Source organism: Streptomyces sp. NPDC052016, from assembly GCF_044548445.1.
In the GTDB taxonomy this organism is placed as follows: Bacteria; Actinomycetota; Actinomycetes; order Streptomycetales; family Streptomycetaceae; genus Streptomyces.
The window spans coordinates 18,698-33,495 of sequence record NZ_JBIUBX010000031.1 but is presented as its reverse complement, the minus strand read 5'-3'; the positions used below and the strand labels follow the sequence as shown (position 1 = coordinate 33,495).

The following is a 14,798-nucleotide window of genomic DNA, read 5'->3' as shown; positions in this document are numbered from 1 at the left end:
CTTGGTCTCGAATCACCGGTCACCGCCCGCACGATGGTGGCATGCCCCACCGACACACGGGGGCATCAGGGTGCAAATGCGGGGGCGCCAGTCTGCCCGAAGCGTCGCCCGGGGGCGAGGCTCACGCACGGTCACGGGCCCGTCGCATTGTCGGTGGGGTGGGGCAGGATGGGGCGGATGAGCGAGCAGAGCCTTCCGGACGACGCCCGCCCGGAGCACACGGACGCGCTGCCGGAGTACGCCGAGAGGGTCCTCGACGTCGCGGACCTGATCCCGCCCGGGCGGGTCATGACCTACGGGGACGTCGCCGAGTGGCTCGGGGAGGGCGGCCCCCGGCAGGTCGGCCGGGTGATGGCCCTCTACGGGGGCGCCGTCCCCTGGTGGCGCGTGGTGCGCGCCGACGGGGTGCTGCTGCCGGGCCACGAACTGCGGGCCCTCGACCACTACCGCGCCGAGGGCACGCCCCTGAAGGAGGCGAGCAGGGCCGCCGAGGGCCATCTGCCGCGTCTCGACCTGAGACGCGCGCGATGGGACGGCGGTGAACGCGCGGAGGGTCACACCTGACAGCTTCCGCCATCGGACCCTCCCAAGGGGACCCCGTGACGCGTAAGGGGTAAAAGGGACACTTGCGTGGCATGGCGTACGTTCGATGGTCGAGGGGCTCGCGTGGCATGCGGGTCCGACGGGCCGCACGGGTCGCGAGGGAAGAAGCGGAAGCCGCCCTTCCGAACCGCCCGTCGGCGTAGCGTCGCCGTCACGCGTCACCCTCACCCCCTGACCACCGCCCTCCCCGAGCGGCCGTCCGACCACCAGCACACCCACCAGGACCGGCGAACCACGTGAGCTCCTCTTCCTCCACCAGGCGCCTGTCGCCCCCGCAGGGGCGACAGGGGAGCCGTGGCGCTTACCGGCTGGTACGTACCCCGCCGGAGCGGGTGGATCCCCCTCGTCTGGACGCGGCACAGCGCTCCGTGGTTGAGCACGCCAACGGTCCGCTGCTCGTCCTCGCCGGCCCGGGCACCGGAAAGACGACCACCCTCGTCGAGTCCGTGGCCGCCCGCGTCGCCCGTGGCGGCGACCCCGCGCGCATCCTGGTGCTCACCTTCAGCCGCAAGGCCGCCGTCGAGCTGCGCGACCGCATGGCGCTGCGCATGGGCGCCGCACGCGCGCCCCAGGCGACCACCTTCCACTCCTACTGCTACGCCCTCGTCCGCGCCCACCAGGACGCCGACCTGTTCGTCGAACCGCTGCGGCTGCTCTCCGGTCCCGAGCAGGACGTGGCCGTCCGCGCGCTGCTCGCCGGACAGGTCGACCTGCAGCGGCTCGGCCTGGCGCACGTGCGCTGGCCGGACGACCTGCGTGCCTGCCTCACCACCCGCGGCTTCGCCGACGAGGTCCGCGCGGTGCTCGCCCGCAGCCGGGAACTGGGCCTGGACCCGGCGGCCCTCGACGCCTTCGCCCGCCGGATCGGCCGCCCCGACTGGCGTGCCGCGGCCGCCTTCCTCGCCGAGTACCTCGACGTCCTCGACCTGCACGGCGTGATCGACTACGCGGAACTCGTCCACCGCGCGGTCCTCCTCGCCCGCCGCCCCGAGGCCGCCGAGCGGCTCGCCGCGCGGTACGACGCCGTCTACGTCGACGAGTACCAGGACACCGACCCGGCCCAGGTACGCCTGCTGCACGCCCTCGCCGGCGGCGGCCGCACCCTGGTCGCCTTCGGCGACCCCGACCAGTCGATCTACGCCTTCCGGGGTGCGGACGTGAACGGCATCCTCGAGTTCCCGCGCGCCTTCCCACGCCCCGACGGCCGCCCCGCCCCCGTCGAGGTACTGCGCACCTCCCGCCGCTCCGGCGCCGCCCTGCTGGCCGCCACCCGGCTGCTCACCCAGCGCATGCCCCTGACCCGCCTCCCGGCGGAGAAGGTGCGTGCCCACCGCGACCTCGCCCCGGTGCGCGACGGCGGCCGCGTCGAGGTCTACACGTACCCGACGCCCGGCACCGAGCTGGACAACATCGCGGACATCCTGCGCAGGGCGCACCTGGAGGACGGCGTCCCCTGGCGCGAGATGGCGGTCCTCGTGCGCGCCGGCTCCCGCACGCTCCCGACGGTCCGCCGAGCCCTGACGGCCGCCGGCGTGCCCCTCGACATCGACGGCGACGACCTGCCCCTGCGCCACGAGCCGGCGGTCGCGCCCCTGCTGACGGCCCTGCGCGCGGTCGCCACGGCGGAGGCTGCGGTTCGGCCGGCGGCAGGGGCGGACGAGGCGAGGGCTGCGGTTCGGTCCGGGGAAGGGGCGGACGAGGCGGAGACGGCGGTGCAGCCCGCGGAACAGGCGGACAGGGCCGTACGTCAGGAGGAGGGCGCCGGGGGTGCCCCGTTCCCCTCCGGGGAGCCGGCCGCGGTTGCCGGGGACCCCGACGGTGACCCCGCCGACGCCGCCGCTGTCCCCGGGGAGCGGAGCGCCGAACCGGCCGTCGACGCGGGAACCGAGGGCACCGGTCCCGCCGCCGAGCCCTGCTGGCTCGACACCGAAACCGCCCTCACCCTGCTCGCCTCCCCGCTCGCCGGCATGGACGCCGCCGACCTGCGCCGCCTGGGACGCGCCCTGCGCGAGGAGGAGCGGGCCGCGGGCAACCCGCTCCCGCCCCCCTCCGACGAGCTGCTCGCCCGTGCGCTGGCCGAACCGGAGCGCCTGGTCACGCACGACCCCACGTACGCCCGTGGCGCCCAGCGCCTCGGCGCGCTGCTCCGCAAGGCCCGTGAGCGGCTCGCTGGCGGGGGTACGGCCGAGGAGGCGCTGTGGGACCTCTGGGAGGGCACGCCCTGGCCCGCGCGCCTGGAGCGGACCGCCCGGCGCGGGGGCGCGGCCGGCCGCAACGCCGACCGTGACCTCGACGCCGTGTGCGCTCTGTTCGCCACCGCCGCGCGCGCGGAGGAACGCACCGGCGGCCGGGGAGCCCTCAACTTCCTCGCCGAGATCGAGGCCGAGGACATCGCCGCCGACACCCTCACCCGGCGTGCCGTGCGCCCCGACGCCGTACGCCTGATGACCGCGCACCGCTCCAAGGGCCTGGAGTGGAGTCTGGTCGTCGTGGCCGGCGTCCAGGAAGGGCTGTGGCCGGACCTGCGCCGCCGCGGCTCCCTGCTGGAGGCCGACCGCATCGGCCGCGACGGCCTCGCCGAACCGCTCACCCCGGGCGCCCTGCTCGCCGAGGAGCGCCGCCTGTTCTACGTGGCCGCCACGCGCGCGCGTGACCGCCTCGTCGTCACGGCGGTGAAGGCGCCCGCCGACGACGGTGACCAGCCCTCCCGATTCCTCAGCGAACTCGGTGTCGAGGCCAGGGACGTCACGGGCCGCCCGCGCCGCCCCCTGTCGGTCGCGGCGCTCGTCGCCGAACTGCGCGCCACGACGGTCGACCCGCGCGCGTCCGCCCCCCTCAGGGAGGCCGCCGCGCGCCGCCTCGCCCGCCTCGCCGCCCTCGCCGACGAGGACGGCCGGCCCCTGGTGCCGTCGGCACACCCCTACCGCTGGTGGGGGATGTTCGAGCCGACCGAGAGCAAAGTGCCGCTGCGCGATCGCGACAAGCCCGTCGTGCTCTCCGGCAGCGCCCTCGACCAGCTCGCCAACACCTGTTCCTTGCAGTGGTTCCTGGGCCGCGAGGTCAAGGCGGACGCGCCTGCCACCGCCGCCCAGGGCTTCGGCAACGTCGTGCACGTCCTCGCCGACGAGGTCGCCTCCGGACACACCCCGGCCGACCTCGACGTCCTCATGGAGCGCCTCGACTCCGTGTGGAACGCGCTCGCCTTCGACGCGCCCTGGAAGTCGGCGCAGGAGAAGGACAACGCGCGCGTGGCGCTCGAACGCTTCCTGCGGTGGCACGTCATGGACCGCACGGGCCGCACGCCGGTGGCGAGCGAGCACGACTTCGACGTCACCCTCGACGCGGGCGACTACGAGGTGCGCATCCGCGGCCAGATGGACCGCGTCGAGGCCGACGGCGACGGCCGTGCCTACGTCGTGGACTTCAAGACCGGCAAGAACGCACCCACCGCGCGTGAGGTGGAGCGCCACCCCCAGCTCGCCGTCTACCAGCTCGCCGTCCGCGAGGGCGCCGTGGACGAGGCCTTCGACGGCGTGCGCCCCGAACCGGGCGGCGCCGAACTCGTCCAGCTGCGCCAGGGCGCCGCCAAGCGGGACGGCGGCGAGAGCCTGCCCAAGGTGCAGGCCCAGGAGCCGCTGCAGGGGGAGTGGATCGGCGAACTGCTCGCCACGGCGGCCGGAAAGGTCCTCGACGAGCGGTTCACGCCCTCCACCGGACAGCACTGCACGCACTGCGCCTTCCGGGCGTCGTGCAGCGCACGGCCGGAGGGGCGGCACGTGGTCGAGTGACGGGCGCAGCGGTCCGGTGGCACGGCGACAAAGGCCGGTGGTGTGGGCCCAGTGCGGTGTGACGGACCGCACCACACCGTCTGACCTGCGCCTCTTCCGGCTCGGCAGGGCGATTTGTCATCGACTGTCACTGCCCGCCGCTAGCCTCTGCACATGCCCGCCCGTATCACCGATCCCGAGCAGCTCAAGGAGCTCCTCGGCATCCCGTTCACCCTGGAGCAGACGGCCTGCATCATCGCGCCGCCCGCCCCGCAGGTGATCGTGGCCGGAGCGGGGTCGGGCAAGACCACGGTGATGGCGGCGCGTGTGGTGTGGCTGGTCGGCACCGGCCAGGTCGCCCCCGAGCAGGTCCTCGGCCTGACCTTCACCAACAAGGCCGCCGGCGAGCTCGCCGAGCGGGTCCGCAAGGCCCTGATCAAGGCGGGCGTCACCGATCCCGACGTCATCGACCCGGACCATCCGCCGGGCGAGCCGGTGATCTCCACGTACCACGCCTTCGCGGGCCGTCTGCTCACCGACCACGGTCTGCGCATCGGCCTGGAGCCGACCTCCCGGCTGCTCGCCGACGCCACCCGCTACCAGCTCGCCGCGCGCGTGCTGCGCGAGGCCCCCGGCCCCTACCCGGCGCTCACCCGCTCCTTCGCCGACCTCGTCAGCGACCTCCTCGCGCTCGACGCCGAGCTCGCCGAGCACCTCGTGCGCCCCGAGGACCTGCGCGCGTGGGACGCCGCACTGCTGCGCGCCCTGGAAGGCGCCAAGCTCACCAACGCCGATCTGCGCAAGGTGCCCGAGGCGGCCGCCGCCCGACGCGAACTCGCGGACCTGGTGCTGCGCTACCGGGCCGCCAAACGCGAACGCGACCTCCTCGACTTCGGCGACCAGATCGCCCTCTCGGCGCAGCTCGCGCGGATCCCCGAGGTCGGGCGCCTGCTGCGCGACGAGTTCCGCGTCGTGCTCCTGGACGAGTACCAGGACACGTCCGTGGCCCAGCGCATCCTCCTCGCCGGTCTGTTCGGCGGCGGCACCGGGCACCCGGTGACGGCCGTCGGCGACCCCTGCCAGGCGATCTACGGCTGGCGCGGCGCCTCCGTCGCCAACCTCGACGACTTCCCCGAGCACTTCGCCCACGCGGACGGCCGCCCCGCCGCCCGCCAGGCGCTCAGCGAGAACCGCCGCAGCGGCGGCCGCCTCCTCGACCTCGCCAACGGCCTGGCCGAGCCGCTGCGCGCCATGCACGCGGGCGTGGAGGCCCTCCGCCCGGCCCCGGGGGCCGAACGCGACGGCGTGGTCCGCTGCGCGCTCCTGCCGACCCACGCCGAGGAGATCGACTGGATCGCCGACTCCATCGCCCACCTGGTGAACACCGGCAAGGCGCCCGGTGAGATCGCCGTCCTGTGCCGCACGGCCACCGACTTCGCCGAGATCCAGGGCGCCCTGGTCGCCCGGGACGTCCCCGTCGAAGTGGTCGGCCTCTCGGGCCTGCTGCACCTGCCCGAGGTCGCCGACCTCGTCGCCGTCTGCGAGGTCCTCCAGGACCCCGGCGCCAACGCCTCCCTGGTCCGCCTGCTCACCGGCCCGCGCTGGCGCATCGGACCGCGTGACCTCGCCCTCCTGGGGCGCCGGGCGCGGCTGCTGGTCTCCCACGCGCGCGGGGACGACGCCGACGACCCGGACCGGCGGCTGGCCGAGGCCGTCGAGGGGGTCGACCCGTCCGAGGTGATCTCCCTCGCGGACGCCCTGGACACTTTCCTGGAAACACCCCTGTACGGCGACGCCGACGCCGGCGACGACGGGCTGCCCTTCTCCCCGGACGCGCGCGTGCGCTTCGCCCGGCTCGCCGCCGAGCTGCGCGACCTCCGCCGCTCCCTGGCCGACCCGCTGATGGACGTCCTGCACCGCGTCCTCGCCGTCACCGGCCTCGAGGTCGAACTGTCGGCCTCCCCGCACGCGCTGGCCGCCCGCCGCCGCGAGACCCTGTCGAACTTCCTCGACATCGCCGCCTCCTTCGCCGCCAACGAGAGCGAGGCGAGCCTCCTCGCCTTCCTCGGCTTCCTGCGCACCGCGGCCCAGTACGAGAAGGGCCTGGACAACGCCCTGCCCGGCGGCGAGAACACCGTCAAGGTGCTCACCGCGCACAAGTCCAAGGGCCTGGAGTGGGACGTCGTCGCCGTCCCCGGCCTGGTCACCGGCACCTTCCCGAGCGCCCAGGGCCGCGAGAAGTGGACCGCCCAGGCCAAGGTCCTGCCCCACGAACTGCGCGGCGACGCCGACACGCTCCCCGAGGTCGAGGCCTGGGACGCGCGGGGCATGAAGGCCTTCCACGAGGCGATGAAGGACCACCAGCACACCGAGGAACTCCGCCTCGGCTACGTCACCTTCACCCGCCCCCGCTCACTGCTCCTCGGCTCCGGCCACTGGTGGGGGCCCACCCAGAAGAAGCCCCGCGGACCCTCCGCCTTCCTCCAGGCCCTGTACGACCACTGCGCGGCCGGCCACGGCGAGATCGAGGCCTGGGCGGAGGAACCGCGGGAGGACGCGGAGAACCCCGCCCTCCATCAGGCCACCGCCGACCAGGTGTGGCCGCTGCCCCTGGACGCCGCCGCCCTCGCCCGCCGCCGCGCCGCCGCCGAGACCGTCCTCGCCCACCTGGACACCCTCGCGGGGGCCGACGACGGCCACCCCGCCGCCGGCCACGACCCGGACGCCTACGACGACCCCGACTGGCCCCCGCCACCCGACGAGGACGAGCCGCCCTACGACGAGCCCGACCCGTTCGACGACGACCTCGCTTCCGCCTTCGACGACGACCTGGACGCCGGGTTCGCCGGTGCCCCCGACGCCGGACCCGACGAGGAGGACCCCGCCACCTGGGACCGGTGGGCCACCACCCGGCCCGCCGTCCCCCACCAGGCCACGGCGCCCGAGCCCCGTCCACACCCCCGGAGGCCTTCCCTCACCCCCGAGGAGGCCCGCACGATCGCCTCCTGGGACCGGGACCTCGACGCGCTGACCGGAGAGCTCCTGCGCGCCCGGCAGAGCGTCACCGACGTACCCCTGCCGACGACGCTGACCGCCTCGCAGCTGCTGCGCCTGGCCGCCGACCCGGACGGTTTCGCGCAGGAGCTCGCGCGCCCCATGCCGCGCCCCCCGCAACGGGCCGCGCGCCGGGGCACCCGTTTCCACGCGTGGGTGGAGGCCCGCTTCGAGGAGTTGACGCTTCCCCTGCTGGAGCCGGACGAGCTGCCCGGCGAGGAGGCGGAGATCGCCGACGAACGTGACCTGGAGGCACTCAAGGAGGCCTTCGAGCGCACCGAGTACGCCCGCCGCACCCCCTACCGCGTCGAGGCCCCCTTCCAGCTCGCCCTCGCCGGCCGCGTCGTACGGGGCCGCATCGACGCCGTCTACAAGGACGGCGACGGAGAGACGGCGACGTACGAGATCGTCGACTGGAAGACCAACCGGGGCCGCACCGCCGACCCGCTCCAGCTCGCGCTGTACCGGCTCGCCTGGGCCGAGCAGCAGGGCGTCCCCGTGGAATCCGTCACAGCGGCGTTCCTCTACGTGCGCACCGGCGAGGTCGTACGGCCCGACGGACTGCCGGATCGCGCCGCGCTGGAGCGCCTGTTGACGCGGGACGACGCGTTCGCGGCCGGTCGCGGGGGACCGGTCGCGCGACAAAACCGTGCGGAAGGACCCGGCGAGGATGTCGGTGCGGGCCGATAGGCTCGTGACCATGAGCCATCCCGTTGACAGTGTGGTCAGCGCCGTCCGCACGTACGTCGAGCGCCACCGCGCCGCCTTCCTCGACGACCTCGCCGAGTGGCTGCGCATCCCGTCGGTGTCGGCCCAGCCCGACCACGCGCCCGACGTACACCGCAGCGCCGACTGGCTCGCCGCCAAGCTCAAGGAGACCGGCTTCCCGACCGCCGAGGTCTGGCAGACCCCCGGCGCCCCCGCCGTGTACGCGGAGTGGCCGTCCGAGGACCCGCAGGCGCCCACCGTCCTCGTCTACGGCCACCACGACGTGCAGCCCGCCGCCCGCGAGGACGGCTGGGACAGCGACCCCTTCGAGCCCGTCGTCCGCGGAAACCGCCTCTACGCGCGCGGGGCGGCCGACGACAAGGGCCAGGTGTTCTTCCACACCCTCGGTGTCCGAGCCCACCTCGCCGCCACGGGCCGCACCGCCCCCGCCGTCACCCTCAAGCTGCTGATCGAGGGCGAGGAGGAGTCCAGCTCCCCGCACTTCCGCGCCCTGGTCGAGGAGCGGGCCGCACGGCTCGCCGCCGACGCCGTGATCGTCTCCGACACCGGCATGTGGTCCGAGGACACCCCCACGGTGTGCACCGGCATGCGCGGACTCGCCGAGTGCGAGATCCGGCTGTTCGGCCCCGACCAGGACATCCACTCCGGCTCCTTCGGCGGCGCCGTGCCGAACCCGGCCACCGCGGCCGCCCGCCTCGTCGCCGCCCTGCACGACGAGCACGCGCGCGTGGCCGTCCCCGGCTTCTACGACGGCATCGTCGAGCTCACCGACCGGGAGCGCGAGCTCTTCGCCGAGCTGCCCTTCGACGAGGAGCAGTGGCTGCGCACCGCCAAGTCGCACGCCGCCCACGGCGAGGCCGGGCACACCACCCTGGAGCGCATCTGGGCCCGCCCCACCGCGGAGGTCAACGGCATCGGCAGCGGCTACCAGGGCCCCGGCAGCAAGACGATCGTCCCGTCCTCGGCCTTCGTGAAGCTCTCCTTCCGGCTGGTCGCCGGCCAGGACCCCGATCACATCGAGAAGGCCGTCCGCGCCTGGGCCGACGAGCAGGTGCCCGCCGGGATCCGCCACGAGATCACGTTCAGGCCCCCCACGCGCCCGTGCCTGACCCCCCTCGACCACCCCGCCCTGCAGTCCGTGGTCCGCGCCATGGGCCGGGCCTTCGAAAGCCCCGTCCGCTTCACCCGCGAGGGCGGTTCGGGCCCCGCCGCCGACCTCCAGGAAGTCCTCGACGCCCCCGTGCTCTTCCTGGGCATCTCCGTCCCCTCGGACGGCTGGCACGCCCCGAACGAGAAGGTCGAGCTGGATCTCCTCCTCAAGGGCGTCGAGACCACCGCGTACCTCTGGGGCGACCTCGCGGAGACCTGGCGCCATGCGCCCTGACGACCCCGCTCGGTGCGGAGCGACACCGCGCGCGGGGCACACTGGAGAAACCGCCCCGCAGCGTCACACCGCATCGGACCCGGTCGCCCTCCGCCGCCCATCCCGCTGAACCGCCCGCCGAAACAACCGTTCCACCGGGGGAGTTGGAAGCACCCGTGACCACCTGGACCGACCAGAACGCCGACCGGCCCGTCTCGCTCACCGCGCCGAGCGGCATCGACCGGGCCGCCCACCACCGGCTCGACGAGGCCTGGCTCGCCGCGGCGTGGAGCCACCCCACGACCCGCTGCTTCGTGGTCTCCGGCGGCCAGGTCCTCATCGACGAGACGGCGGACGGCAGCACCGAGCTCGTCATGACGCCCTCCTTCGAGGCGCCCCTGACCGAGGCGCACCGCTACTTCCTCGGCATCGACGAGGACGGCGTCAGCTACTTCGCCCTGCAGAAGGACGCGCTGCCGGGACGCATCGACCAGTCCGCGCGCCCGGCGGGCCTGCGCGAGGCCGGCCTGCTGCTGTCGCCCCGCGACGCGGGCCTGATGGTGCACGCGGTCGGACTGGAGAACTGGCAGCGCACCCACCGCTTCTGCTCCCGCTGCGGCGAGCGTACGGTCATCGCGGCGGCCGGCCACATCCGCCGCTGCCCCGCCTGCGGCGCCGAGCACTACCCGCGCACCGACCCCGCCGTGATCATGTCCGTCACCGACGAGGACGACCGCATCCTGCTGGGCCGCCAGGTCCACTGGCCCGAGGGCCGCTTCTCGACACTCGCCGGTTTCGTCGAACCCGGAGAGTCCATCGAGCAGGCCGTGCGCCGCGAGGTCTTCGAGGAGGTCGGGGTCACCGTCGGCCAGGTCGACTACATCGCCAGCCAGCCCTGGCCCTTCCCCTCCAGCCTGATGCTGGGCTTCACGGCCCGCGCCACCTCCACCGGCATCGACGTGGACGGTGACGAGATCCACGAGGCCCGCTGGTTCTCCCGTGACGAGCTGAGCACCGCCTTCGAGTCCGGCGAGGTGCTGCCGCCCTACGGCATCTCGATCGCGGCCCGCCTGATCGAGCTCTGGTACGGCAAGCCCCTGCCGACCCGCAGCTTCGTCTGAGCACGACGAAGGGGTGGCCGTCCCGTCGGGACGGCCACCCCTTCGCCGCTGTACTGCCGACCGCTTCCCGGCAGCCGCTCACCAATTGCCGCTCAGGCGCCGATCTTCTGCTTCACCTGCGCCAGCGACGGGTTCGTCAGCGTGGAGCCGTCTGCGAAGAGCACCGTCGGGACCGTCTGGTTTCCGCCATTCGCCTTCTCGACGAACGCGGCCGACTCCGGGTCCTGCTCGATGTTGATCTCGGTGTACGCGATGCCCTCACGGTCCAGCTGGCTCTTCAGCCGGCGGCAGTAGCCGCACCACGTGGTGCTGTACATCGTCACAGTGCCCTGCAGCATCTCGCTCGCGCTCCTCTGAAAGCTCGGGAAGGTCGTCCACGGGGGGAACGCATACCACCGGGCCGCCATTCCCGCACGCACGCCCACCCCACACTCGTATGTGACGCCCGCCGCACGCCCGTACGTGACGCCTGCCGCATTAGTACGACTGCGGGGGCTCGCCTGTGGACAACCGCCTCGTCGGTCTCCGGCGACCTGGCAGCATGGCTGTGTGACAGCAGCAACGCATTCCACCCTCTTCCCGCAGGTACCGGACTCGGCCGACGCGGTGCTCGAAGGGCTCGACCCCGAGCAGCGCGAGGTCGCCACCGCCCTGCACGGTCCGGTGTGCGTGCTGGCGGGGGCCGGCACGGGCAAGACCCGGGCGATCACCCACCGCATCGCCTACGGCGTCCGCGCCGGCATCCTGCAGCCCTCCAGCGTGCTCGCCGTCACCTTCACCAACCGCGCCGCCGGCGAGATGCGCGGCCGGCTGCGTCAGCTCGGCGCCCACGGCGTCCAGGCCCGTACCTTCCACTCGGCTGCCCTGCGCCAGCTCCAGTACTTCTGGCCGAAAGCGATCGGTGGCTCCCTGCCCCGGCTCGTGGACCGCAAGATCCAGCTCGTCGCCGACGCGGCGGCCGTCTGCCGCATCCGGCTCGACCGGGGCGAATTGCGGGACGCCGCGGCGGAGATCGAGTGGTCCAAGGTCACCCAGACCGTCCCCGCCGACTACGCCCTCGCCGCCGCCAAGGCGGGCCGCGACGCCCCCCGCGACCCCGCCGAGATCGCCCAGCTCTACGCCGCCTACGAGGACCTCAAGCGCGAGCGCGCCGTCATCGACTTCGAGGACGTGCTGCTGCTGACCGTCGCCGTCCTCCAGGACCGCCACGACATCGCCGAGCAGGTCCGCGCCCAGTACCAGCACTTCGTGGTCGACGAGTACCAGGACGTGAGCCCTCTCCAGCAGCGCCTGCTGGAGCTGTGGCTCGGCGAGCGGGACAACCTGTGCGTGGTCGGCGACGCCAGTCAGACGATCTACTCGTTCACCGGGGCCACCCCCGACCACCTCCTCGACTTCCGCACCCGCCACCCCGGCGCCACCGTCGTGAAACTGGTCCGCGACTACCGCTCCACCCCCCAGGTGGTCCACCTCGCCAACGGCCTGCTCGCCCAGGCGCGCGGCCGCGCCGCCGACCACCGTCTCGAGCTGGTCTCGCAGCGCGATCCGGGGCCCGAGCCCGTCTACACCGAGTACACCGACGAACCCGCCGAGGCCGAGGGCGCCGCCCGTCGCATCCGGGAACTGCTCGAAGCCGGTGTCCCGGCCGCCGAGATCGCCGTCCTGTTCCGTACCAACGGCCAGTCCGAGACCTACGAGCAGGCCCTCGCCGACGCCGGCATCCCCTACCAGCTGCGCGGCGCCGAGCGGTTCTTCGACCGCCCCGAGGTGCGCAAGGCCGGCATCGCCCTGCGCGGCGCGGCCCGCTTCGGCGGCAACGACGCCCTTCTGGAGGACGCCGTCGACCTGCCCTCGCAGGTCCGGGCCGTCCTCTCCGGCGAGGGCTGGACCCCGCAGCCGCCCGCCGGTTCCGGCGCCGTCAGAGAGCGCTGGGAGTCGTTGGCGGCCCTGGTCAACCTCGCGCAGGACTTCTCCACCGCCCGGCCCGGCGCCACCCTCGCCGACCTGGTCGCCGAACTCGACGAGCGGGCGAACGCCCAGCACGCCCCGACCGTCCAGGGCGTCACCCTCGCCTCGCTCCATTCGGCCAAGGGCCTGGAGTGGGACGTCGTGTTCCTGGTCGGCGTCGCCGAGGGCATGATGCCGATCACCTACGCCAGGACCGAGGAGCAGATCGAGGAGGAGCGCCGCCTCCTGTACGTCGGCGTCACACGGGCCCGCGAGCGCCTCCATGTGTCGTGGGCGCTCTCCCGCTCACCCGGAGGCCGCCCTAACCGGCGCCCCAGCCGCTTCCTCGACGGACTGCGCCCAGGTTCGGGCAGCACCGCCGGCCGCGGCGGCACCGGCGCCGTCGGGGGCGTCGAGCGAGGGTTGCCGGGCAGGACCGTGGCCGGTTCCGTCGCCGTCCCCCGTCGGACCCAGCGCATTCCGGCCCGCTGCCGGGTCTGCGGGCGCACGCTGACCGACGCCGGCGAGATGAAGCTGATGCGCTGTGAGGACTGCCCGTCCGACATGGACGAAGGGCTCTACGAGCGGCTGCGCTCGTGGCGGGCGGTGCAGGCGCGACGCAACGGACAGCCCGCCTTCTGCGTCTTCACCGACAAGACGCTGATGGCGATCGCCGAGACGATGCCCGAGGAGGCGGGCGAACTCGCGCGCATCCCGGGGGTCGGCATGCGCAAGTTCACCCGCTACGGAGCCGATGTCCTGGCCATCTGTGCAGGCCAGGACCCGGGGGGAGACGCTGAGGGCGACTGACGCGAACTCGTCGAAAAAATAGTTTGCGCATGCCCCAGCAATCCCCATAGGTTCTTAGGCACGAGAACAGAGGCCTTCTCGAAGGCCCTGATCCCGTGCTGTACTTGCATATCCGTCGGACTGGGCTCACCCCGGTCCCAGAGACGCCGAGAGGAGGCGATTCCAGTGATCATCTTCAACGCCAGCTCCACCAGCACCGCCAAACTGACCGATCGCTCGATCGTCTCCCTGTGCATGCTCGGCGCCTCGAACCTGGGCACCGGTCTGTCCGGCATTCGTGCCGACCGGTCGGCGTCCTCCTCTGTTGCCCCCGCGGGCCTTCCCGTCCGCGAGCGCAGCGAGCGACCGACCAAGGCACTGGAAGCGGCAGTAGCGGCACAGGCGAAGGCCTATGCCTTTACGGCGACCGGTGCCGGATTCCGGAAGCAGACGACGCAGCACCACCTGATGTGGGCCTTCCGTGGGCCAGAACCCTGGAGTGATCCAGCCTGATTTTCGATCAGGCCGGCGCCTTCAGGGCCGCGGAACCCCATCCGGGATCCGCGGCCCTTCTGTTTGTCCCCGAACGGGGGACACACGGGCGAAGGGGCCTCGGGACAAGAAAAGAACCCGGTACCAGCCGCCACCCGGCCCAACAGGGCCGGACGACCAGACGAGGAAGACGAACCGTGCAACTCGAAGCGCACGCCCCGTCCGTACCGCCTTCCGAAACGATCCCCCCGCCCGGCCTCACGGAGGACTCCACCTTGACCCCGCTCACCGCGCTCACCGCGCTCGACGACGCCATCGAGAACCTCGGCGTACCCGTCCCCTGCCGCTCCTACGACCCGGAGGTCTTCTTCGCCGAGTCGCCGGCGGACGTGGAGTACGCCAAGTCCCTGTGCCGCACCTGCCCGCTGATCGAGGCCTGCCTCGCCGGCGCCAAGGAGCGGCGCGAGCCCTGGGGCGTCTGGGGTGGCGAGCTGTTCGTGCAGGGAGTCGTCGTCGCCCGGAAGCGGCCGCGTGGCCGCCCGCGCAAGAACCCGGTCACGGCATGAACACCGCAGGAACGATCGACCGCCCCCTCACGCACGACCCCAAGAAGCAGGCCCCGATGAAGCCGTCCACCAACGAGCCCGCAGGCTCCGCGACCGAAGACGTCACCACCACCGGCGCGATCGACTCGCGTCAGAACAGGACCCGTGAGATGCAACTCATTCCAGAAGCCCTGGCTCGTGCGCATATGCGCGAGCGACTGCACGAGGCCGAGCGGGAACGCCGGGCCGTGCGCCTGGCGACCGCTCGCCGGATGCAGCGCCGGGCCGAGCGCGCCTCGATGCGTGCTCGCCGGGCGCTCGCCATGGCCGTGATGCAGTGATCCCTATCACCTGAAGCGGTGGCCTCCTCCCAGGGAGGCGAAGCTCC

General features: G+C 73.4%; 10 protein-coding genes. 9 read left to right on the top strand and 1 reads right to left on the bottom strand.

Translation table 11 applies throughout. The annotated features are described in order from the left end of the window. Positions 1-177: 177 nt before the first annotated feature. From ACIHAR_RS32635 to nudC, 5 genes are all read left to right on the top strand, one after another. Positions 178-564, top strand: coding sequence for an MGMT family protein (locus ACIHAR_RS32635; protein ID WP_365470723.1), 387 nt, complete (start codon positions 178-180; stop codon positions 562-564). A gap of 275 nt (positions 565-839) precedes the next feature. Continuing rightward, positions 840-4,391, top strand: coding sequence for an ATP-dependent helicase (locus ACIHAR_RS32630; RefSeq protein ID WP_400022930.1), 3,552 nt, complete (start codon positions 840-842; stop codon positions 4,389-4,391). Between the two features lie 153 nt (positions 4,392-4,544). Next, positions 4,545-8,114: an ATP-dependent helicase gene (locus ACIHAR_RS32625; RefSeq protein ID WP_400022929.1), complete on the top strand. Its 3,570-nt coding sequence runs from the start codon at positions 4,545-4,547 to the stop codon at positions 8,112-8,114. Between the two features lie 10 nt (positions 8,115-8,124). After that, positions 8,125-9,537 carry a dipeptidase gene (locus ACIHAR_RS32620; RefSeq protein WP_400022928.1) on the top strand — a complete coding sequence of 471 codons (1,413 nt, stop codon included), beginning with the start codon at positions 8,125-8,127 and terminating at the stop codon, positions 9,535-9,537. Between the two features lie 155 nt (positions 9,538-9,692). Next, on the top strand, positions 9,693-10,637 hold the full coding sequence (gene nudC / locus ACIHAR_RS32615) for an NAD(+) diphosphatase (protein ID WP_400022927.1): 945 nt from the start codon (positions 9,693-9,695) through the stop codon (positions 10,635-10,637). Between the two features lie 92 nt (positions 10,638-10,729). On the opposite strand, the gene ACIHAR_RS32610 is transcribed toward nudC, so the two are convergent. Beyond that, positions 10,730-10,972 (bottom strand): mycoredoxin, encoded by a 243-nt coding sequence (locus tag ACIHAR_RS32610; protein WP_365470758.1) that lies wholly within the window; start codon positions 10,970-10,972, stop codon positions 10,730-10,732. 214 nt (positions 10,973-11,186) lie between these two features. On the opposite strand from ACIHAR_RS32610, the gene ACIHAR_RS32605 reads away from it, so the two are divergent. The 4 genes from ACIHAR_RS32605 to ACIHAR_RS32590 all read left to right on the top strand — a co-directional run bounded on the left by ACIHAR_RS32605 (position 11,187) and on the right by ACIHAR_RS32590 (position 14,751). After that, a complete protein-coding gene (locus ACIHAR_RS32605) occupies positions 11,187-13,394 on the top strand; it encodes an ATP-dependent DNA helicase UvrD2 (RefSeq protein ID WP_400022926.1) in 2,208 nt (735 codons plus the stop codon). Positions 13,395-13,559: 165 nt separating this feature from the next. After that, on the top strand, positions 13,560-13,886 hold the full coding sequence (locus ACIHAR_RS32600; RefSeq protein WP_365470739.1) for a hypothetical protein: 327 nt from the start codon (positions 13,560-13,562) through the stop codon (positions 13,884-13,886). A 176-nt stretch (positions 13,887-14,062) separates the two neighbouring features. After that, positions 14,063-14,431, top strand: a complete 369-nt coding sequence (locus tag ACIHAR_RS32595; protein WP_019072119.1) for a WhiB family transcriptional regulator — start codon at positions 14,063-14,065, stop codon at positions 14,429-14,431. Continuing rightward, positions 14,428-14,751 (top strand): hypothetical protein, encoded by a 324-nt coding sequence (locus tag ACIHAR_RS32590; protein ID WP_365470742.1) that lies wholly within the window; start codon positions 14,428-14,430, stop codon positions 14,749-14,751. Before ACIHAR_RS32595 ends, ACIHAR_RS32590 begins: the two co-directional genes overlap by 4 nt. Positions 14,752-14,798 lie beyond the last annotated feature (47 nt).